Source organism: Pseudomonas sp. GW821-FHT07F01 (assembly GCF_059418825.1).
In genome coordinates, this window is sequence record NZ_JBWKQO010000004.1 from 286,264 (window position 1) to 307,339 (window position 21,076).

Here is a 21,076-nt window from a genome sequence, read left to right on the forward strand (position 1 = left end):
TGGGCGCGGAAATCAGAGGGTTAAAACGCGTGTATGAAATTTCAACCAAAGGGCTTGCCCGGTAGCCTCTCTCGCTGTGGATGGGCGAGATGGCCATGGGCCCGGGGTAACGAGCATCAATGGTCTGCCTGGCCGCCGGGATGATCGGGCGGGCAAGTAGAGCAAGCCCTGAATGAGTCAGGCTGCCAGCATTACGGCTGTTCGGCCTTGAGCTCTTTTTCCATCTTTTGCAGTTCTTGGGTGAAGGCCTGATCGAGAATACTGGCGCGTTTGCGCCAAGGTTTGCGTTCAGGTTCCGGCTGGGCGGCATAACGGGTGATCTCGCCGCCGTAAACTTCCTTGTAACGTTGCTCCTGGCGCTCAAGTTCCGCGCGCAGTTCATCTTTCGTCACAGTGTTACCTAATTGAGTGAAGGTCCAGTCCGGTGCGACGCATTGCTTGCGGGCATCTACGCGGAGCTGAAGTCAGTGCCAGTCTGGCCTTGACTTCGAGTCTCTCAAGCGTGCCGTTAATTGCATGCGGCCACGTCACCGGATGAAAACAACTGTCGTAGCAACAGTGTTGTTGGTTGCAAGCGGGCTGGCCGAATCTGGTTAGGGGTCAAGCGCTTGCGGCAGGTGACCGATTACCGTCTCAAGTCACCCGAGAGAGGAGCATGGGGCAACTGACTCCACATTCCTCACTCCGGCAGTATAGCTTCGGCGAAGAATAACTCTATGGGTGGCAAGTTTAAAATGACCAACTTTATTGTGAGCGTTTTGTGACACAACAGTTCTAATCATTTCCTACACGAGGAAAGCCAGATTCTTACTCCGCTGGTACAAGTCTATATGGGGAGTCTGCATCTTGATGCAAGTGGTCGGTTGCAAAAGACTCGGGATAACCGGGCATTCCACTGGTGATTATTACTATGGTTTTTTGCAATAAACCCACGGGCTCACTGCCGCGGATGCCAGGCTTGGCGGATTGCGATTATCGGCCGATGGTTCGATAATCGCCCAATGTTGCCGGCCCCAGCTTGTGCTTCTTCGCCAATACGGCTTGTAATACCGAAGAATTTCGTCGCAGAGAGCCTGAAATGAACGATCAGATGCGTAACTCCTTTACCTCAGTGGCCCCGCCGATCGTGGCGTCTGCGGCAAAGAGGATTCAGGCGTTGACCGGTGACCCGGATTTCATGACCTCTCTGGCCCGGGGCCTGGCGGTGGTGCAGGCGTTCCAGGAGCGCAAGCGGCACTTGACCATCGCCCAGATCAGCCATCGCACGGAAATCCCCCGGGCTGCGGTGCGCCGTTGCCTGCACACCCTGATCAAGCTGGGTTACGCCACCACCGACGGGCGTACCTATTCGTTGCTGCCCAAGGTGCTGACCCTGGGCCACGCCTATCTTTCGTCGACGCCTCTGGCGGTCTCCGCCCAGCCCTACCTGGACCGCATGAGCGAGCAACTGCACGAGGCGTGCAACATGGCCACCCTGGAAGGCGACGACATTCTCTACATCGCCCGTTCCGCCACGACCCAGCGGCTGATCTCGGTCGACCTGTCTGTCGGCGGCCGCTTGCCAGCCTATTGCACCTCCATGGGGCGCATCCTACTCGCGGCCCTGGACGATTCGTCGCTGCATGAATACCTCGACCATGCGGATCTGCAAGCCAAGACCAGCCGCACCCTGCACACCCCGGAAGCCTTGCTGGAGTGCCTGCAGCAAGTGCGCCAGCAGGGCTGGTGCATCGTTGATCAGGAACTGGAGCAGGGCCTGCGCTCCATTGCGGTACCGGTGTATGACGCTTCCGGCCAGGTGCTGGCGGCGCTGAACGTCAGTACCCACGCCGGGCGGGTCAGCCGTGCCGAGCTGGAGCAGCGCTTTCTCCCCGGTTTGCTGAGCGCCAGCCGCGATCTGAGCGCGCAGTTGTTTGCTTAAGCTGTTCGATAAACGCACAGATACGCCTTTGGCGAATTGACGCTGTTTCCCCTGGCTCATTAATGTCGCGGCAGCGTCATCGGCGGCAAGCTGGCATCTTCGCCCGCCGCTGGTGGCCCGCCCAATAATAAAGAAGAGGCCAACACTCATGAGCACGCTTTCCCTGCGTCGTTGCCGCGACCGTTCCTGCCGTCCCGCTCGCATCGCCTGATATCGCCACCCCTTTAGTGACCTGATCAGCCCTGGCGGCCTGTGCTCGCCTGCGTTTTAGCGTGGAAATAACAACAATGAACCAACCCCAATCCGCTGTAGGGAACTGCCTTGATGTGCAGTCCTTCATCAATGCCCAGCCGCTGTCCCGTTACCAGTGGCGCGTGGTGATCCTGTGTTTCCTGATTGTCTTCCTCGATGGCCTGGACACCGCGGCCATGGGCTTCATCGCCCCGGCGCTGTCCCAGGACTGGGGCATCGACCGCGCCAGCCTCGGCCCGGTCATGAGCGCTGCATTGATCGGCATGGTCTTCGGCGCCCTGGGCTCCGGCCCCCTGGCCGACCGTTTCGGCCGCAAGGTGGTGCTGGTGGGGGCGGTGCTGCTGTTTGGTGCCTTCAGCCTGGCTTCGGCCTACAGCACCAACGTCGACCAGTTGCTGGTCCTGCGTTTCCTTACCGGCCTGGGCCTGGGGGCGGGCATGCCCAACGCCACCACGCTGCTTTCGGAATACACCCCCGAACGCCACAAGTCGTTGCTGGTGACCAGCATGTTCTGCGGTTTCAACCTGGGCATGGCCGGCGGCGGTTTCATTTCCGCCAAGCTGATCCCGGCCTTCGGCTGGCACAGCCTGCTGCTGATCGGCGGGGTCCTGCCGCTGATCCTGGCCCTGGTGCTGGTGCTCTGGCTGCCGGAGTCCGCGCGTTACCTGGTGGTGCGCAATCGCGGCACCGACAAGGTGCGCAAGACCCTGGCGCCGATTGCCCCGGCCATAGTCGGCGAGGCTGGCAGCTTCAGCGTGCCGGAACAGAAGACCGTGAAGGCGCGCAACGTGTTCGCGGTGATCTTCTCCGGCACCTATAGCGTCGGCACCCTGTTGCTGTGGCTGACCTATTTCATGGGGTTGGTGATTGTCTACCTGCTCACCAGCTGGCTGCCGACCCTGATGCGCGACAGCGGGGCGAGCATGGAACAGGCGGCCTTTATCGGCGCCCTGTTCCAGTTTGGCGGCGTCCTTAGCGCGGTGGCCGTGGGCTGGGCCATGGACCGTTTCAACCCGCACAAGGTGATCGGCTGTTTCTACCTGCTGGCTGGGGTCTTTGCCTACGCCGTCGGGCAGAGCCTGGGCAACATCACCCTGTTGGCCACCCTGGTGCTGATCGCCGGCATGTGCGTCAACGGTGCGCAATCGGCAATGCCGTCGTTGGCCGCGCGCTTCTACCCGACCCAGGGGCGTGCCACCGGGGTCTCCTGGATGCTTGGCATCGGCCGTTTCGGCGCCATTCTCGGTGCGTGGATGGGAGCGACCCTGCTGGGCCTGGGCTGGAACTTCGAACAAGTGCTGACCGCCCTGGTGATTCCGGCGGCCCTGGCCACCACCGCGGTGGTGATCAAGGGCATGGTCAGTCACGCAGACGCGACCTGAGCGCGGACTACCCTGTAGCCGCTGCCGCAGGCTGCGACCGGGCTCGAAGGGCCCGCTGCTCCTGAAGGGCGCAGAGGGTTCTTCGAACGTTATCCTCGCCCGCAGCAGCGGCCCCAGAAGGCCGGCAGGGCTGTTGCGGGGTTGAGGAAAAGCAATCGATAGCTCTGCAACAATCCGTTCGATAATCGAACGCTCAGTCGATTATCGGATTGTTTGGGGTTTGGCCCCGGCTTAATCTTCAGTCACTGCGGCGCGCCCAGAGCGCCTTTTTCTCCAGTCGCTGAATAACAATCGGGAGACCCCATCCATGGCTGAAATCCTTTCGCTGCACGACGCGGTGAAGCAATTCGTCAACGACGGCGACACCGTCGCGCTCGAAGGCTTCACCCACCTGATTCCTACGGCCGCAGGTCATGAAATCATCCGCCAGGGCAAGAAAGACCTGACCCTGGTGCGCATGACCCCTGACCTGATCTACGACCAGTTGATCGGTGCCGGTTGCGCTCGCAAGCTGATTTTCTCCTGGGGGGGCAACCCGGGCGTGGGCTCCCTGCACCGCCTGCGCGACGCCGTGGAAAAGCAATGGCCACAGCCCTTGGAGATCGAGGAACACAGCCACGCCGACCTGGCCAACGCCTATGTTGCCGGCGCCTCGGGCCTGCCCTTTGCCGTCCTGCGGGCCTACGCCGGTTCCGACCTGCCCAAGGTCAACCCCCTGATCAAGACCGTGACCTGCCCGTTTACCGGTGAAGTGCTGGCGGCGGTGCCTTCGGTGCGCCCGGACGTCACGGTAATCCACGCGCAGAAGGCCGACCGCAAGGGCAACGTGCTGCTGTGGGGCATTCTCGGGGTACAGAAAGAGGCCGCCCTGGCCGCCAAGCGCTGCATCGTCACCGTCGAGGAAATCGTCGACGACCTGAACGCGCCGATGAACGCCTGCGTACTGCCGACCTGGGCGCTGAGCGCGGTCTGCCATGTGCCTGGTGGCGCCCATCCGTCCTACGCCCACGGCTACTCCGAGCGCGACAACCGCTTCTACCAGGCCTGGGACCCGATCGCCCGCGACCGTGAGGCGTTCACCGCCTGGATCAACGAATACATCCACGGCAGTGCCGATTTCAGCGAATTCCAGGCCAAGCTGGCCGCAGCTTCGGAGGCCCAGTAATGACCTACTCCACCAATGAAATGATGACCGTGGCCGCGGCCCGTCGCCTGCAGAACGGCTCGGTGTGCTTCGTCGGCATCGGCCTGCCGTCCAAGGCCGCCAACCTGGCACGCCTGACCTCATCACCGGACGTGGTGCTGATCTACGAGTCCGGCCCGATCGGCGCCAAGCCCAGCGTCCTGCCACTCTCTATCGGTGACGGCGAGCTGGCGGAAACCGCCGACACCGTGGTGCCTACCGGCGAGATCTTCCGCTACTGGCTGCAGGGCGGGCGCATCGACGTGGGTTTCCTCGGCGCGGCCCAGGTCGACCGTTTCGGCAATATCAACACCACCGTGGTCGGCGACTACCACCGGCCCAAGGTGCGCCTGCCGGGCGCCGGCGGTGCTCCGGAGATCGCCGGTTCGGCCAAGAGCGTGCTGATCATCCTCAAGCAATCCTCGCGCTCCTTCGTCGACAAGCTGGACTTCGTGACTTCGGTCGGCCACGGCGAAGGCGGCGATTCGCGCAAGCGCCTGGGCCTGCCAGGGGCGGGGCCGGTGGGGATCATCACCGACCTGTGCATCATGGAGCCGGAAGCCGGTACCCACGAATTCATCGTCACTTCGCTGCACCCGGGCGTGACCCGCGAGCAGGTGGTGGCCGCCACTGGCTGGGCGATCCGCTTCGCCGACCAGGTGGCCGAGACCGCAGCACCCACCGAGGTTGAACTGACCGCCCTGCGTGACCTGGAAGCGCGCACCGCCGCGGCCCATGGTCAAGCCCCTGGAGAAGCCTGATGCGCGACGTATTCATCTGCGATGCCATTCGCACCCCCATCGGCCGTTTTGGTGGCGGCCTCTCGACAGTGCGCGCTGACGACCTGGCGGCGCTGCCGATCAAGGCCTTGATGGAGCGCAACCCCAGCGTGGACTGGAGCTCCGTGGACGAGGTGTTCCTCGGCTGCGCCAACCAGGCCGGCGAGGACAACCGCAACGTGGCGCGCATGGCTCTGCTGCTGGCGGGCCTGCCGGACAGCGTGCCCGGCGTCACCCTCAACCGTCTCTGCGCCTCGGGCATGGACGCCATCGGCACGGCGTTCCGCGCCATTGCCAGCGGCGAGATGGAGCTGGCGATTGCCGGTGGCGTCGAGTCCATGTCCCGCGCGCCCTTTGTCATGGGCAAGGCCGATACCGCCTTTTCGCGCAACATGAAGCTGGAAGACACCACCATCGGCTGGCGTTTCATCAACCCGCTGATGAAGGCCCAGTACGGTGTGGATGCCATGCCGCAGACCGCCGACAACGTGGCGGATGACTACAAAGTGTCCCGCGCTGACCAGGACGCCTTCGCCCTGCGCAGCCAGCAGCGTGCCGCGGCGGCCCAGGCCGCCGGTTTCTTCGCTGAGGAAATCGTTGCGGTGCGCATCGCCCACAAGAAGGGCGAGACAGTGGTGGAGCAGGACGAGCATCCCCGTGCCGACACCACCCTGGAAGCCTTGGCCAAGCTCAAGCCGGTCAACGGCCCGGACAAGACCGTTACCGCCGGCAATGCCTCCGGGGTCAACGACGGTGCCGCGGCGCTGATCCTGGCCTCGGCCGAAGCCGTCAAGAAACACGGCCTGACCCCACGTGCGCGAGTACTGGGCATGGCCAGCGCCGGGGTTGCGCCGCGGGTCATGGGCATCGGCCCGGTGCCGGCAGTGCGCAAGCTGATCGAGCGCCTGGGCGTGGCGGTCAGCGACTTCGACGTGATCGAACTCAACGAAGCCTTCGCCAGCCAGGGCTTGGCGGTGCTGCGCGAGCTGGGCCTGGCGGACGATGCGCCCCAGGTCAATCCCAATGGCGGCGCGATTGCCCTGGGCCACCCCCTGGGCATGAGCGGTGCGCGGTTGGTGCTGACGGCTTTGCATCAGCTGGAAAAGAGCGGCGGTAAAAAAGGCCTGGCGACCATGTGCGTCGGCGTCGGCCAAGGGCTGGCGCTGGCTATCGAGCGCGTTTGACTGCCTGCCTTATATAAGAAGAGAACGAGGAACCACCATGAGTGACAAGCCCGGTTACCGGCGCCCGCAAGCGGGCACTCAGCCTGATTACCTGCACCCGGCCTACCAGTCGACCAACACCCGCTCGCCGTCCAAGCCGCTGGTGTTCATTCCCCACTCGCTGTCGGAAATCACCGGCCCGAGCATCGGCGCCGAGTCGATCCAGGAACGGGACAACGACCTGACGGCCCAGCACGAAGGGCAGCCCCAGGGCGAGCGCATCATCATCCACGGCCGGGTTCTGGACGAGAGCGGCCTGCCGGTGCCGGGCATCCTGGTGGAGATCTGGCAGGCCAACGCGGCCGGTCGCTACAACCACGACCGCGACCTGCACGATGCGCCCCTGGACCCGAACTTCACCGGCACCGGGCGCACCGTTACCGACGCCGACGGCTGGTACCAGTTCCAGACCATCAAGCCCGGGGCCTACCCCTGGGGCAACCACCACAATGCCTGGCGCCCGGCGCATATCCATTTTTCGCTGTTCGGGCCGAGCATTCTTACCCGCCTGGTGACCCAGATGTATTTCCCTGGCGACCCGCTGCTGGCTTATGACCCGATCTACAACTGCGTGCCGGACACCCGCGCCAAGGAACGCCTGATCGCCAGCTTCGACCTGGAGAAAACCATCCCTTCCTACGCCCTCGGTTACCGTTGGGACATTGTCCTGCGCGGCCGCGACGCCACGCCGATGGAGAAATAACGTGACCCTGACCGCGACTACATCCCACACCGTCGGCCCCTACTACCACATCGGCCTGACCTGGCTGAACCGCGAAGACCTGACCGAGGAAGGCACCCTGGGCGAGCGGGTGGCGATCACCGGCCAGGTGGTGGACGGCAACGGCAACTTCGTCAACGACGCGATGCTGGAAGTCTGGCAAGCCAACGCCGCCGGCAAGTACCGCCACCCCGAAGACGATCAGGCCAAACCCCTGGACCCGAACTTCCAGGGGTTTGGCCGGGTGCCGGTGGACGCCGAAGGGCGCTTTCGCTTCACCACCATCAAGCCGGGCACGGTGCCGGGCCTGAAAGGCACGACCCAGGCCCCGCATCTGGTGGTACTGGTGTTCGCCCGCGGTTTGGTCAAGCACCTGCTGACCCGCATCTACTTCGAGGGGGAGCCGGCCAACGCCAGCGATCCGCTGCTGGCCTGCGTGCCCGAGGAGCGCCGAGGCACCTTGCTGGCCAAGGCCGATGCTGACGGTCACTACCAGTGGAACGTGATCCTCCAGGGTACTGACGCCGAAACCGTGTTCTTCGACTACTGACCCGGCCTTGTGTGGCCACTGCCGCGGGTTGCGTAGCAGGCGCGGCGGGCTTGAGACCGGCAGAGGTTCGGCTTGAGGCCGCCAAGCAAGGCCCTTCGGGCCTTTTCGCAGCCTCGCCGTGGCTTGGCAGCGGCTACAGTCGCTACAGGTTGACAGGGTCGATTGACCCTTGCCCGGGAGCGGGCAGGGCGCTATCCGCAGGGAACGGGAATGTTGCCAAGTGTGTCTAGACTCACACTGTCCCCCATGAGTGAAAAAACCATGACAACAACGACAAGTCACTACACCGGAGAGGAACGCAGCAAAAGGATCTTTGCCATTGTCGGCGCCTCCTCCGGCAACCTGGTGGAATGGTTCGACTTCTATGTCTATGCCTTTTGCGCCATCTATTTCGCCCCGGCCTTCTTTCCCTCCGACGATCCGACGGTGCAGTTGCTCAACACCGCCGGGGTGTTCGCCGCCGGCTTTCTGATGCGGCCCATCGGCGGCTGGCTGTTCGGCCGGGTCGCCGACCGTCACGGGCGCAAAAACTCGATGATGATCTCGGTGCTGATGATGTGCGCCGGTTCCCTGGTGATCGCCTTCTTGCCCACCTACGCCAGCATCGGTGCCTGGGCGCCGTTCCTGCTGCTGGTTGCGCGCCTGTTCCAGGGCCTGTCGGTGGGCGGCGAGTACGGCACCACCGCCACCTACATGAGTGAGGTGGCGCTCAAGGGCCAGCGCGGCTTCTTTGCCTCCTTCCAGTACGTGACCCTGATCGGCGGGCAACTGCTGGCGGTGCTGGTGGTGGTGATTCTCCAGCAGTTTCTCGATGAGACCGAGCTCAAGGCCTGGGGCTGGCGCATTCCCTTCGTGATCGGTGCCATCGCCGCGGTGATCTCGCTGCTGCTGCGCCGTTCGCTGAAGGAAACCACCAGCAAGGAAATCCGTGAGGACAAGGACGCCGGCAGCATCGCTGCGCTGTTCAAGAACCACTCGGCGGCGTTTATCACCGTGCTCGGCTACACCGCCGGCGGCTCGCTGATTTTCTACACCTTCACCACCTACATGCAGAAGTACCTGGTGAACACCGCGGGCATGCACGCCAAGACCGCCAGCTACATCATGACCGGCGCGCTGTTTCTCTACATGTGCATGCAGCCGCTGTTCGGCATGCTGGCGGACAAGATCGGCCGGCGTAACTCGATGCTCTGGTTCGGTGCCCTGGGTACGCTGTTCACAGTGCCGATCCTGCTGACCTTGAAGACCGTCACCAGCCCGTTCCTGGCCTTTGTGCTGATCACCCTGGCCCTGGCCATCGTCAGTTTCTACACCTCCATCAGCGGCCTGGTGAAGGCCGAGATGTTCCCGCCGCAAGTGCGCGCACTCGGGGTGGGCTTGGCTTATGCGGTAGCCAATGCGATCTTCGGTGGCTCGGCGGAATGGGTGGCCCTGAACTTCAAGAACATGGGCATGGAAAACACCTTTTACTGGTATGTCACGGCGATGATGGCGATTGCCTTCCTGTTCAGCCTGCGCCTGCCGAAACAGGCCGCCTACCTGCACCACGACCTTTGACCTGTGTACCTGCGCCCGGCTCGGGCGCAGGTTTGCCAAGGACTGTTTATGACCCTGACTGCGAGCAATCAGTTGTTCGATGCCTACTTTACTGCCCGGGAAATGCGCGGGGTGTTCTGCGATCAGGGGCGGGTCCAGGCCATGCTCGATTTCGAAGCCGCCCTGGCCCGGGCCCAGGCCCGCGTCGGGGTGATCCCGGCCAGTGCAGTAGCGCCCATCGAGGCCGCCTGCCATGCCGGGCTGTATGACTTCCAGATGCTGGGCGAGGCGATTGCCACGGCCGGCAACTCGGCCATTCCCCTGGTCAAGGCCCTGGGCCGACAGATCGCCCGCAGCGATGGCGAGGCCGAGCGCTTTGTGCACCTGGGGGCTACCAGCCAGGACGTGATGGACAGCGGGCTGGTGCTGCAACTGCGCCGCGCCATGCTCCTGCTGGAGCAGGACCTGGAGCGCCTGGGGGACATCCTTGTTGCCCTGGCCCAACGTTACGCCACGACCCCGATGGCCGGCCGCACCTGGCTGCAACATGCCACGCCGGTGACCCTGGGGATGAAGATCGGCGGCTGGCTGGGGGCATTGACCCGCAGCCGCGAGCGCCTGCAGCAGCTCAAGCCGCGTTTGCTGGTGCTGCAGTTCGGCGGCGCTTCCGGAACCCTGGCGGCTTTGGGCGAGCAGGCCTTGCCGATTGCCCAGGCCTTGGCCGACGAGCTGCAATTGGCCTTGCCGGAGCAGCCCTGGCACACCCAGCGCGACCGCCTGGTTGAGTTCGCTTCGGTGCTGGGCCTGTTGGCCGGCAGCCTGGGCAAGCTGGGGCGGGATATCAGCCTGCTGATGCAGACCGAGGCGGCGGAGGTCTTCGAGCCCTCGGCGCCGGGCAAGGGCGGGTCGTCCACCATGCCGCACAAGCGCAACCCGGTGGGTGCGGCGGTGCTGATCAGCGCCGCGACCCGGGTTCCCGGCCTGCTGGCGACGATGTTTGCCGCCATGCCCCAGGAGCACGAGCGCAGCCTGGGCCTGTGGCACGCCGAATGGGAAACCCTGCCGGAGATCTGCTGCCTGGTGTCTGGCGCGTTGCAACAAGCATTACTGGTGGCCGAAGGCCTGGAGGTCGACAGCGCGCGCATGGCGCACAACCTCGACTTGACCCAGGGCCTGGTGCTGGCCGAAGCGGTGAGCATTGCCCTGGCCCAGCGCCTGGGGCGGGAAACTGCCCACCATCTGCTGGAACAATGCTGCAAGCGCGCAGTGGCCGAGAAACGCCATCTGCGTGGGGTATTGGGGGAGAATTCCCAGGTTACCGCCGAGCTGTCGGCGGCGGACCTGGATCGTCTATTGGACCCGGCGCACTACCTGGGCCAGGCGCAGGCCTGGGTCGAGCGCGCCGTGGCTGAACATTTTGCCTTGAAGGCCTGAAGGAGACTGCTGTGGGATTCGTGAAACTCGCCGAGGGCGAACTGCACTATCAACTCGAAGGGCCCGAGGGCGCGCCGGTTTTGGTGCTGTCCAACTCCCTGGGCACCGACCTGCACATGTGGGACAAGCAGATGGCGGCCTTCACCCGGCACTTCCAGGTGCTGCGCATGGACACCCGTGGCCACGGCCGTTCCCTGGTCACCGAAGGTCCCTATAGCATCGAGCAACTGGGCCGCGACGTGGTGGCGCTGCTGGATGCGCTGGATATCCAGCGTGCGCATTTCTGTGGCCTGTCCATGGGCGGGCTGATCGGCCAGTGGCTGGGGATCAATGCCGGCGAGCGTCTGCACAAGCTGGTGGTGTGCAACACCGCGGCGAAGATCGGCGACCCGTCCGTATGGAACCCGCGGATCGAGACCGTGCTACGTGACGGCCAGGCAGCCATGGTGGCACTGCGCGATGCCTCCATCGCCCGCTGGTTCACCAGCGACTTTGCCGAAGCTCACCCTGACCAGGCCAAGCTGATCACCGACATGCTCGCGGCCACCTCGCCGCAAGGCTATGCGGCCAACTGCGCGGCGGTGCGGGACGCGGATTTCCGTGAACAGCTGGGGGCGATCAAGGTGCCCACCCTGGTGATTGCCGGCACTGAAGACGCCGTGACACCACCGTCCGGCGGGCACTTCATCCAGCAGCATGTGGCGGGCGCGGAGTATGCCGAGTTCTATGCCGCGCATTTGTCCAACGTCCAGGCCGGCGACGCTTTCAGCGCCCGGGTCGTGGATTTTCTGCTGGTCTGAGAGTCGATTCAAGGAGCCCTTTGTGGACGAGAAACAGCGTTATGACGAAGGCATGCAGGTTCGCCGCGCGGTGTTGGGCGATGCCCATGTGGACCGCAGCCTCAATGCCCTGACCGAGTTCAACTCGGAGTTCCAGGAAATGATCACCCGCCATGCCTGGGGCGACATCTGGACCCGCCCGGGCCTGCCGCGACACACCCGCAGCCTGATCACCATCGCCATGCTGATCGGCATGAACCGCAACGAGGAGCTCAAGCTGCACCTGCGGGCCGCCGCCAACAATGGGGTGAGCCGCAGCGAGATCAAGGAAGTGATCATGCAGAGCGCGATCTACTGCGGAATCCCGGCGGCCAACGCCACCTTCCATCTGGCGGAATCGGTGTGGGACGAACTGGGCATCGAATCCCGCAGTTGAGGCGCCGGGGCTGCACCGCGCGATTTCAGACGGTGGCCAGAATGAACACCCGCTTGAACGGGAACAGCGTCCGGCCATCGCCTTCGGGCGGATAGTAGCGATGTACCCGTGCCAGGTAATGGTTGAGGAAGCATTGTCGTTGCCGCTCGTCCAGGCTCAGGAGTACGGGGCGCAAGGCCGAGACCTTGACCCAGTCGAAGATCGGCGACTGGCCTTCCACGACCTGCAGGTGTTCGGTTTCCCAGATGTCCAGTTCCCGAGTCAGGGGCGCCAGCAAACGGTAGTAGCTATCCAGCGACAGTACCCGGCGCTCGGCCATGAACGCCCGCAGCTCCGGGGTGCCCAGCGGCTTGCCGTCCGGTCCTGCCTGTTCCAGGCTTTCGAGTATCAACTGATACCACAGGGCGTCGCGCCAATTGGGCATATGCGCCGCCAGGCAGCCGCCGGGGTTGAGCTGGTTCAACAGGCGCGGCAGCAGGTGTTCGTGGTCACTCATGAAGTGCAGCACTGCGGCAGCGAACAACAGGTCTGCAGGCTGTTCGGCTTTCCATTGCAGCAGGTCGCACCTGCGCCACAGCGCCTTGATCGGCAGGCAGCTGGCTTCGGCAAGCATTTCCGAGGAGCTGTCCACGCCTGTCAGCTCCGCGTAGGGCCAGCGCTGCGCCAGCAGTTGAGTGGCGATACCTGTTCCGCAACCCAGGTCGTAGATGTGATGGGGTTGCTGCAGGGCGACATGATCCAGTAGCTCGACCGCCGGTCGTTCTCGCAGGCGCACGAACTGCTGGTAGGCCTGGGGATCCCATTGGGTGCTGAGGTTCCTGGCCGTGGTCGGCTGAGGCTTGGTACTCATGTAAACATCCTTTTTAAAGTTGTCGTCCAATGACATTCAGGGTTCTGAGGAGCAGGGCTGCGCCACGTCGCGTGTCCTCCTCACGCAGCAGCGAGAGCAGCCCGTACAGGCTGGGAGCGGTACCTTGCGCTGAGGTTTCGGCCTTGGCCATGCGTAGTGCATTGCCCAGCATCCAGGTGGCAGCGGTGGCTTCTTCAAACTGTTGCGCAAGTTTTTCGATCATCGCCTGATCGAGCATGTCGATCAGGTCGCAAAGCAGGGACAACAGGTCGACCATGTTGTCCAGGCGAGCGCTGTCCAGCAGCGGCTGGAGCTTTTTCATCAGGGCTTCCAGGCCTGGCGTGCCGGAGAATTCAGGCTGGGTCGCCCTTGGACCAGGCATGCTTGGATCAAAGCTGTCCATGGCGTTGTCTCCTCCCTGTGCAGGGTCAAAGCATTCCGCGGGCTACGGCCCAGTAAAGGCCGCGATTGAATCCGGTGCGCAGCAGGCCACCCAACTTGCTCGACGGGGTGGGCAGAACGTCGTGGGCATAGTCGTACCAAAGGGGCATGCCGGCATTGAGGCCCATCTGCGCGACCGCCTGGACCCTACCGTCATAAACCGCCTCGGGAGAGCCCAGGCGGATTTCTCCGGCAATGTTGTTGGCAATCACCGGGGCCTGGTTGTGGCAGGCGCCGCCGGCCTTGCTGATTGGCAGGTCGACGGTATCGCCAATCACATAGACCCGCTCCAGGCCATAGACTTGCAGGGTTTCGTGATGGGTCGGCAACCAGCCCTCCTGGCCCTGTGCCTGAGACGCGCCGGATTCGAGCACGGCGTCCACGGCCCGGATCGGCGGGGTGGCCATGAGAATGTCGAAAGGCTGCTCAGCGCCTTCCTCCGAGTAGGCGATGCGCCGGTCCGGGTCGACCCTGGCCAGGGTGAAGCCGCGCTGGAAGCGGATGTTCCTCTGTTCGAAGATATCCGGCAGTACCTCGCCGACCGGGCGTTGCAGGAACAGGCAATTGCGCAGTAGCTGCGCGGTGCTGGGGTAGGTGTAGATGATCTCGACCCGATCCCGTACTCCGCGCCGCCGCAGGAAGTCATCGAGCATCAGGGTCGTTTCTACCGGCGCGATGCCGCATTGATGAGGAACATTGGGTGTTTGCGGAAACGACACGGTGATGAACACCCGGCCCTTGTCGATCCGGCTCAGGCGCTGTGCCAGTTGCCGGGCAGGCTGGTACTGGTAAAAGTGGTCGCCGGCTTCCTTGAGCCCCTCGATCCGTTCCGGTGCCGGCACGCAGCCGGTGGCGATCACCAGGAAATCGTAGCCAAGACGCTTGCCGCTGCGAGTGTGCAGGCTCTGGGCGGCGAAATCGAAGCGGGTGACGGGGTCGACCCGGAAGGTTATTTCGGGGCGTAGCAGGGAGCGTTCGGGTCGCTTGAGTTCTTCTTGGAAGAACAGGTTGAACGCCACATACATGAAGGCGGGCTTGTAGAAATGATCCGGCGATTCGGACAGCAGGGTGATTTTGACCTCGTCCCTGAGTATCTCCGGGTAGAGCTTGCTGACCAGTTGATTGGCCAGGATGGTACCGCCTACACCTCCTCCGACAATGACGATGTGCTTGCTCATAACGCAGACCCTCCAAGGCTACGCCAGCTTCACGTACGACATCCGATGGATAACGGAACTGAATCGATAGGTTTCCTTTCCTGGAAGCGAGCACTGCCCGCCTGAAGTGAATACCCCTTTACTTTATCTGTGTATTGGATTTTTTTTACTAAGCCCGACCAGCGGACCTCTCCTTGGCGCCACGGTTCAAGGCCGACAACTGCAGGGGCCGGCCTTTTGGCTCGGCCCCGTGTTGGAGGGGCTTACAGCAGGCTGAGGGGATAGCTGATGATCAGGCGGTTCTCGTCGAACTCGTTGTTGCTGAAGTCCCGGCGCATGGTGGAGTTGCGCCACTTCAGGTTGAGGTTCTTCAGTGTGCCGCTCTGGACCGTGTAGGCCACTTCGCTTTCCCGGCCCCATTCCTTGCCGTCGCTGACGGTGGCGGTGTGCACGTTGCTACCGCTGATGTAGCGGTTCATCAGGGTCAGGCCGGGAACGCCCAGCGCGGCGAAGTTGTAGTCATGGCGCACCTGCCAGGACTTCTCCTTGGCGTTGTCGTAGCTGGCGTTGTAGCTGTCGTTGGCCAGGGTGCCGCCGCTGGTGCCATTGACCCGCATCCAGGCGCTGTCGCCAGTGAGCTTCTGCAGGCCCACATAGAAGGTGTTGCCGCCATATTTGGCCGAGAACAGGCCGGACCAGGTGCGGTTCTCCATGTCGCCGGCGCGGGCGCTGCCGTCTTCCTTGCCATAGAAGAAGCCCAGGTTGGCGCCCAGGGTCCAGTCGCCCAGGGGTTGGCTGTGGATCAGGTTGACGAACTGCTGGCTGTAGATGTCCTTGAGCTGGGCATTCCACAGGGCGATCTGGGTGCGCTTGTCGTTGAAGGCATATTCGGCGCCCTGGAAGTTGAAACGGTCGGAGGTGAAGGCCGCTTTGCCGAACATGCTCATGTCACTCATGCTGCTGTCGTCACGCGGGCTGTTGGCGCGGAACTGGCCGCCATAGAGAGTCAGGCCGGCAATTTCCTTCGAGGTGATCTGGCCGCCGCGAAAGGTCTGTGGCAGCGAGCGGCCGTCGTCGGAGCGCAGGATCGGCAGCACTGGCATCCATTCGCCGACCTTGACCTCGGTCTGAGACAGTCGCGCCTTGAAAGCTACTCCCAGGCGTCCGAAGTTGTCCGCCGGGCGGCCGTCGTGATCCAGGGGCAGCAGTTGGGTGCCGCCGGTGCCCTTGCCGCCGTCGAGTTTCAGCGAGTAGAGGCCCAGCACGTCCATGCCGAAACCGACGGTGCCCTGGGTGAAGCCGGACTTTGCATCGAGGATGAAGCTCTGGGTCCATTCCTCGGCCTTGCCCTGGGCCTTGGTCGGGTTGGTGAAGTTGCGGTTGAAATAGAAGTTGCGCAGGGTCAGGTTGGCCTGGGCATCTTCGAGAAAGCCCGACTCTGCGGCCAGTGCCGGCAGGGCGGTGCTGCTCAGCGCCAGGGCCAGGAGGCTGGGCAGAAGGTAGGACGGCGGGGTGCTTGGCTTCATTCGTCGGTCTCTCTAATTGTTAGGGGTGCAGCCGGCCAGTGCCGCGCAAAGGGTCTGGGCACAGGTTTCAGGGGAGCAGGGTGGAACCGGAGGTATCAGCCGCAGCGGGCAGGGCGTGGGGGCATGGCATCGGACCTGTTGTTATTGGTGTGTCCAGGTGCCGGGAATGGTGCGTCGCGGATCAGGGCCAATCAATTGGACGAAACACTTTTTGGGCGGTAATCGAACACAAATGTTCCAGTTGGTACATATAAAAAAACCCACCGTCAGGTGGGTTTTTCATATGGCCAGGTGACGCTTCAGAACAGGTGCAGCGCCGGGGCTTTTTCCGCCAGTGGCTCGTTCTTCGCTGTCTGTTCGCTCCAGCCACCGCCGAGGGCCTTGTACAGGTTGACCTCGCTGGTGAGCTGCGACAGGCGATCGGTGATCAGTGCCTGCTGGGCGCTGAACAGCGACCGCTGGGCATCGAGGAAGGTCAGGTTGCTGTCGACCCCGATACGGTAGCGGCGCTCGGCCAGACGATAGTAGTCCTGGTTGGCGTTGACGAAATCACGCTGGGCCTGCAACTGCTGGTTGTAGGTCTGGCGTGCCGCCAGGCCATCGGAGACTTCCTGGAAGGCGGTCTGGATGGATTTCTCGTACTGCGCGACGGTGATGTCTTTCTGGATTTTCGAGTAGTCCAGGCTGGCGCGCAGGCTGCCGGCGTTGAAGATCGGCAGGTTGATCTGCGGCTGGAACAGCCAGGTGCCCGAGCCCCCCTTGAACAGGCCCGAGAGATCCGGGCTCAAGGTACCGGCATTGGCGGTCAGGCTGATGCTCGGGAAGAACGCTGCCCGCGCCGCGCCGATATTGGCGTTGGCCGCTTTCAGCTTGTACTCGGCTTCGAGGATGTCCGGACGCCGTTGCAGCAGCTCCGACGGCAAGCCTGCCGGCAGGTCGCTCAGCAGGTCGGCCGACAGCGGCTGGGCCTTCGGCAGATTGGCCGGAATCGCCGCACCCAGCAGCAGGGTCAGGCTGTTTTCATCCTGGGCCACCTGGCGGGTGTAGCGCGCCAGCTGGACCCGGGCGTTTTCCACCGAAGTCCGCGACTGGCTCAGGTCCAGGGCCGAGGCCACGCCCACTTCGTTGCTGCGCGAGGTCAGCCGGTAGCTTTCCTCGTAGGCGGCGAGGGTGTCCTGGGTCAGCTTCAGCAGTTCCTTGTCGGCCTGCCAGGTCATGTAGGCGTTGGCCACGCTGGCCACCAGGCTGATCTGGGTGCTGCGCCGGGCTTCTTCGCTGGAGAAGTAGGTCTGCAGGGCCTGCTCGCTCAGGCTGCGAACGCGGCCGAACAGGTCCAGTTCATAGGCACTGACGCCCACGGTGGCCGAGTACTGGCTGGTGATCCCGGCTTCGCCGGTCTGCGACATGCGTGCCGGAGTGCGCTGGCGGCTGCCGCTGGCGTTGGCCGAAACCGCAGGGAACAGGTCAGCCCGCTGGATCTGGTACTGCGCGGCATAGGCATCGATGTTCAGCGCCGCGACCTTGAGGTCGCGGTTGTTTTCCAGTGCAGTCTGGATCAGCTGCTGCAGCGCCGGGTCATGGAAGAACTGCCGCCAGCCCTGTTCGGCGGCCGCCACGTTGGCGGCCTCCTTTGGCGAGTAGGCAGGGCCTTGGGGGAACTGCGCCGCCACCGGCGCTTCCGGGCGCTGGTAATCCGGGATCAGCGAGCAACCACTTAGCGCGATGGCGGTGATTGCCAGGGAGAGTAGCGACTTGCTCATTGGCCAGCCTCATTAGGGGTTGCAGTAGTTTCTGACAGGTCCGCTTTCCTGCGGCCCATGGACGATACGGTGACGAAGAACAATGGCACCCAGAAGATCGCCAGGATAGTCGCGGTGAGCATACCGCCGATCACGCCGGTACCGATCGCATGCTGGCTACCCGAGCCGGCGCCCGTGGAGATGGCCAGTGGCACGACCCCGAGGACGAAGGCCAGGGAGGTCATGATGATCGGCCGCAGACGCATCCGGCAGGCTTCCACCGCGGCGTCTACCAGGCTGCGGCCCTGCTCGTGCAGTTCCTTGGCGAACTCGACGATCAGAATGGCGTTTTTCGCCGCCAGACCAATGGTCACCAACAGACCCACCTGGAAGTACACGTCGTTGGACAGGCCGCGCATGCTGGTTGCCATCAGTGCACCGATGATCCCCAGGGGCACAACCAGCATCACTGCGATCGGAATCGACCAGCTTTCATACAGCGCCGCCAGACACAGGAACACCATCAGCAGGGACAAGGCGTACAGCGCAGGTGCCTGGGAGCCCGACAGACGTTCCTCGTAGGACAGGCCAGTCCAGGAGATACCGACACCCGCCGGCAGCTTCGCGGCAATGGCCTCGACTTCGGCCATGGCTTCACCGGTACTGTAGCCAGGGGCCGGGGCACCGAGCACTTCCATGGCTTCCACGCCGTTGTAACGGGCCAGCTTGGGCGAGCCGTAGATCCACTCGCCCTTGGCGAAGGAGGAGAACGGCACCATGGTTCCGGCGCTGTTGCGTACGTACCACTTCTTCAGGTCTTCGGGGCTCATGCGGGCACCGGCCTGACCCTGGATGTACACCTTCTTCACCCGACCACGGTCGATGAAGTCGTTGACGTAGCTACTGCCCAGGGCAATCGACAGGGTGTTGTTGATGTCGGTGAGGGTCACGCCCAGGGCACTGGCGCGCTCGTCGTCGATGGTCAACTGGTACTGCGGTTCATCGTTCAGGCCGTTCGGACGCACCTGGGACAGCACCTTGCTCTGGGCTGCCATGCCGAGGAACTGGTTGCGTGCAGCCATCAGTTTCTCATGGCCGATACCGGCGCGGTCCTGGAGGAACACGTCGAAACCGGTGGCGTTACCCAGCTCCAGTACCGCCGGAGGGGCGAAGGCGAACACCATCGCGTCACGGAAACTGAAGAAGTGCTGCTGGGCGCGGGCTGCCAGGTTGAACACGTTGTTTTCCGCGGAACGCTCGCCCCACGGCTTGAGCATGATGAAGGCCATGCCCGAGCTCTGGCCGCGACCGGCGAAGTTGAAGCCGTTCACGGTGAACACCGAAGCCACGGTGTCCTTTTCCTTGTCCAGCAGGTAGGCGCGCATTTCGTCCACCACCACCTGGGTCCGCTCGGCACTGGAGCCGGCCGGCGTCTGTACCTGGGCGAACAGAACGCCCTGGTCTTCTTCCGGCAGGAACGCGGTCGGGATGCGAGTGAACAGCCAGATCATGCCCAGGACGATCAGCACGTAGGCCAGCAGGTACGGAACCTTGTGGCGCAGCATGTTGCCCACGCCGCGTTCGTAGCTCTTCACGCTGCGATCGAAGGTGCGGTTGAACCAGCCGAAGAAGCCGCGCTTCTCGGTGGCGTGTTCGCCTTGCGGTACGGCCTTGAGCATGGTGGCGCACAGGGCCGGAGTGAAGATCAGGGCAACCAGCACCGACAGGGCCATGGCCGAGACCACGGTGATCGAGAACTGCTTGTAGATCACCCCGGTGGAGCCGCTGAAGAAGGCCATTGGCAGCAGTACCGCGGACAGCACCAGGGCGATACCCACCAGGGCTCCCTGGATCTGGCCCATGGACTTTTTCGTCGCCTCCTTGGGCGACAGCCCTTCCTCGTGCATCACCCGCTCGACGTTCTCCACCACGACGATGGCGTCGTCCACCAGCAAGCCGATGGCCAGCACCATGCCGAACATGGTCAGGGTGTTGATGCTGAAACCGGCCGCCGCAAGGATGCCGAAGGTACCCAGCAGTACCACCGGCACCGTCATGGTGGTGATCACCGTGGCGCGGAAGTTCTGCAGGAACAGGAACATCACCAGGAACACCAGGACGATCGCTTCCACCAGGGTTTCAACCACACCCTTGATGGATTCGGTCACCACCGGGGTGGTGTCATACGGGAACACCACCTTCATCCCTTGCGGGAAGAAGGGTTCCAGGTCCTTGATGGTGTTGCGCAGGGCCTTGGCGGTGTCCAGGGCGTTGGCGCCGTTGGCCAGTTTCACTGCCAGGCCGGACGCCGGCTTGCCATTGAACTGGGCGCTGATGGCGTAGTTCTCGCCACCCAGGCCAACGTCCGCGACATCGCCCAGACGCACTTGCGAGCCGTCCTTGTTGACCTTCAGCAGGATCGCCTTGAACTGCTCGGCAGTCTGCAGGCGGGTCTTGCCGATGATGGTGGCGTTGAGTTGCTGGCCGGGCAGGGCAGGCAGGCCGCCGAGCTGGCCGGACGATACCTGGACGTTCTGCGCGGCAACCGCGGTCTTCACGTCCACCGGGGTCAGGTTGTAGTTGTTCAGCTTGGCCGGGTCGAGCCAGATCCGCATCGCGTACTGGGCGCCGAATACCTGGAAGTCACCGACGCCCGCGGTCCGCGAGATCGGGTCCTGCATGTTCGACACGATGTAGTTCGACAGGTCGTCCTTGGACATGCTGCCGTCCTCGGAAACCACGCCGATCACCAGCAGGAAGTTCTTCACTGCCTTGGTCACGCGGATACCCTGCTGCTGCACTTCTTGAGGCAGCAGCGGAGTGGCCAGGTTGAGCTTGTTCTGTACCTGAACCTGCGCGGTGTCCGAGTTGGTGCCCTGTTCGAAGGTCGCGGTGATGGTCATGCTGCCGTCGGAGTTACTTTCCGAGGACACATAACGCAGGTTGTCGATACCGTTGAGCTGCTGCTCGATCACCTGAACCACGGTGTCCTGCACGGTCTGTGCGGAAGCGCCTGGGTAGGTCACGGAGATGGCGATCGCTGGCGGCGCGATGCTCGGGTACTGGTTGATCGGCAATTTGAGGATCGATAGAGCCCCGACCAACATGATCACCAGGGCGATTACCCAGGCGAAGATCGGACGGTCGATAAAAAATTTCGACATGGT

At 63.4% G+C, this 21,076-nt stretch carries 18 protein-coding genes; 11 read left to right on the plus strand and 7 right to left on the minus strand.

All coding sequences use genetic code 11. The features are described from left to right. Positions 1-191 precede the first annotated feature (191 nt). Complete coding sequence (locus AC07R1_RS15660; RefSeq protein WP_011059656.1) at positions 192-392, minus strand: hypothetical protein; 201 nt, start codon at positions 390-392, stop codon at positions 192-194. 686 nt (positions 393-1,078) lie between these two features. Here AC07R1_RS15660 and pcaR point away from each other — a divergent pair. The 11 genes from pcaR (at position 1,079) to pcaC (ending at position 12,196) form a co-directional block, all read left to right on the plus strand. After that, on the plus strand, positions 1,079-1,921 hold the full coding sequence (gene pcaR / locus AC07R1_RS15665; protein WP_011059657.1) for a pca regulon transcriptional regulator PcaR: 843 nt from the start codon (positions 1,079-1,081) through the stop codon (positions 1,919-1,921). Between the two features lie 287 nt (positions 1,922-2,208). After that, on the plus strand, positions 2,209-3,555 hold the full coding sequence (pcaK, locus tag AC07R1_RS15670; RefSeq protein WP_011059658.1) for a 4-hydroxybenzoate transporter PcaK: 1,347 nt from the start codon (positions 2,209-2,211) through the stop codon (positions 3,553-3,555). 307 nt (positions 3,556-3,862) lie between these two features. After that, a complete protein-coding gene (locus AC07R1_RS15675; RefSeq protein ID WP_011059659.1) occupies positions 3,863-4,720 on the plus strand; it encodes a CoA transferase subunit A in 858 nt (285 codons plus the stop codon). Next, the gene (locus AC07R1_RS15680) at positions 4,720-5,499 is read left to right on the plus strand and encodes a CoA-transferase subunit beta (RefSeq protein WP_011059660.1); all 780 of its coding nucleotides are present in this window, start codon (positions 4,720-4,722) and stop codon (positions 5,497-5,499) included. Before AC07R1_RS15675 ends, AC07R1_RS15680 begins: the two co-directional genes overlap by 1 nt. Continuing rightward, positions 5,496-6,701 carry a 3-oxoadipyl-CoA thiolase gene (pcaF, locus tag AC07R1_RS15685; protein WP_170866331.1) on the plus strand — a complete coding sequence of 402 codons (1,206 nt, stop codon included), beginning with the start codon at positions 5,496-5,498 and terminating at the stop codon, positions 6,699-6,701. Before AC07R1_RS15680 ends, pcaF begins: the two co-directional genes overlap by 4 nt. Before the next feature lie 37 nt (positions 6,702-6,738). After that, a complete protein-coding gene (pcaH, locus tag AC07R1_RS15690; RefSeq protein WP_346624534.1) occupies positions 6,739-7,443 on the plus strand; it encodes a protocatechuate 3,4-dioxygenase subunit beta in 705 nt (234 codons plus the stop codon). Position 7,444: 1 nt separating this feature from the next. Next, positions 7,445-8,011 (plus strand): protocatechuate 3,4-dioxygenase subunit alpha, encoded by a 567-nt coding sequence (pcaG, locus tag AC07R1_RS15695; RefSeq protein ID WP_053156683.1) that lies wholly within the window; start codon positions 7,445-7,447, stop codon positions 8,009-8,011. Between the two features lie 246 nt (positions 8,012-8,257). After that, positions 8,258-9,568 (plus strand): MFS family transporter, encoded by a 1,311-nt coding sequence (locus AC07R1_RS15700; protein WP_276574282.1) that lies wholly within the window; start codon positions 8,258-8,260, stop codon positions 9,566-9,568. 48 nt (positions 9,569-9,616) lie between these two features. After that, positions 9,617-10,981, plus strand: coding sequence for a 3-carboxy-cis,cis-muconate cycloisomerase (locus AC07R1_RS15705; protein ID WP_495110685.1), 1,365 nt, complete (start codon positions 9,617-9,619; stop codon positions 10,979-10,981). Between the two features lie 11 nt (positions 10,982-10,992). After that, positions 10,993-11,781, plus strand: a complete 789-nt coding sequence (gene pcaD / locus AC07R1_RS15710; RefSeq protein ID WP_011059666.1) for a 3-oxoadipate enol-lactonase — start codon at positions 10,993-10,995, stop codon at positions 11,779-11,781. Positions 11,782-11,803: 22 nt separating this feature from the next. Next, positions 11,804-12,196: a 4-carboxymuconolactone decarboxylase gene (gene pcaC, locus AC07R1_RS15715; protein WP_011059667.1), complete on the plus strand. Its 393-nt coding sequence runs from the start codon at positions 11,804-11,806 to the stop codon at positions 12,194-12,196. Positions 12,197-12,221: 25 nt separating this feature from the next. Here pcaC and AC07R1_RS15720 read toward each other — a convergent pair whose 3' ends face one another. From AC07R1_RS15720 to AC07R1_RS15745, 6 genes are all read right to left on the minus strand, one after another. Next, on the minus strand, positions 12,222-13,046 hold the full coding sequence (locus AC07R1_RS15720; RefSeq protein WP_015634429.1) for a methyltransferase domain-containing protein: 825 nt from the start codon (positions 13,044-13,046) through the stop codon (positions 12,222-12,224). 13 nt (positions 13,047-13,059) lie between these two features. Then, positions 13,060-13,449, minus strand: coding sequence for a helical membrane plugin domain-containing protein (locus AC07R1_RS15725; protein WP_368994222.1), 390 nt, complete (start codon positions 13,447-13,449; stop codon positions 13,060-13,062). A 25-nt stretch (positions 13,450-13,474) separates the two neighbouring features. Continuing rightward, positions 13,475-14,665: an NAD(P)/FAD-dependent oxidoreductase gene (locus tag AC07R1_RS15730; protein WP_065364446.1), complete on the minus strand. Its 1,191-nt coding sequence runs from the start codon at positions 14,663-14,665 to the stop codon at positions 13,475-13,477. Positions 14,666-14,907: 242 nt separating this feature from the next. After that, positions 14,908-16,170, minus strand: a complete 1,263-nt coding sequence (locus AC07R1_RS15735) for an OprD family porin (RefSeq protein WP_041116337.1) — start codon at positions 16,168-16,170, stop codon at positions 14,908-14,910. A gap of 299 nt (positions 16,171-16,469) precedes the next feature. Next, on the minus strand, positions 16,470-17,930 hold the full coding sequence (gene adeC, locus AC07R1_RS15740; protein ID WP_283987005.1) for an AdeC/AdeK/OprM family multidrug efflux complex outer membrane factor: 1,461 nt from the start codon (positions 17,928-17,930) through the stop codon (positions 16,470-16,472). Beyond that, entirely contained in the window at positions 17,927-21,073 is a 3,147-nt protein-coding gene (locus AC07R1_RS15745) for an efflux RND transporter permease subunit (protein WP_041751993.1), read from the minus strand. Before AC07R1_RS15745 ends, adeC begins: the two co-directional genes overlap by 4 nt. Between the last annotated feature and the right edge of the window lie 3 nt (positions 21,074-21,076).

Coding starts and splice junctions, on each gene's coding strand:
- pcaR (WP_011059657.1), top strand. CDS start 1,079: ATGAACGATCAGATGCGTAACTCCTTTACCTCAGTGGCCCCGCCGATC.
- pcaK (WP_011059658.1), top strand. CDS start 2,209: ATGAACCAACCCCAATCCGCTGTAGGGAACTGCCTTGATGTGCAGTCC.
- AC07R1_RS15675 (WP_011059659.1), top strand. CDS start 3,863: ATGGCTGAAATCCTTTCGCTGCACGACGCGGTGAAGCAATTCGTCAAC.
- AC07R1_RS15680 (WP_011059660.1), top strand. CDS start 4,720: ATGACCTACTCCACCAATGAAATGATGACCGTGGCCGCGGCCCGTCGC.
- pcaH (WP_346624534.1), top strand. CDS start 6,739: ATGAGTGACAAGCCCGGTTACCGGCGCCCGCAAGCGGGCACTCAGCCT.
- AC07R1_RS15700 (WP_276574282.1), top strand. CDS start 8,258: ATGAGTGAAAAAACCATGACAACAACGACAAGTCACTACACCGGAGAG.
- AC07R1_RS15705 (WP_495110685.1), top strand. CDS start 9,617: ATGACCCTGACTGCGAGCAATCAGTTGTTCGATGCCTACTTTACTGCC.
- AC07R1_RS15720 (WP_015634429.1), bottom strand. CDS start 13,046: ATGAGTACCAAGCCTCAGCCGACCACGGCCAGGAACCTCAGCACCCAA.
- AC07R1_RS15725 (WP_368994222.1), bottom strand. CDS start 13,449: ATGGACAGCTTTGATCCAAGCATGCCTGGTCCAAGGGCGACCCAGCCT.
- AC07R1_RS15730 (WP_065364446.1), bottom strand. CDS start 14,665: ATGAGCAAGCACATCGTCATTGTCGGAGGAGGTGTAGGCGGTACCATC.
- AC07R1_RS15735 (WP_041116337.1), bottom strand. CDS start 16,170: ATGAAGCCAAGCACCCCGCCGTCCTACCTTCTGCCCAGCCTCCTGGCC.
- adeC (WP_283987005.1), bottom strand. CDS start 17,930: ATGAGCAAGTCGCTACTCTCCCTGGCAATCACCGCCATCGCGCTAAGT.
- AC07R1_RS15745 (WP_041751993.1), bottom strand. CDS start 21,073: ATGTCGAAATTTTTTATCGACCGTCCGATCTTCGCCTGGGTAATCGCC.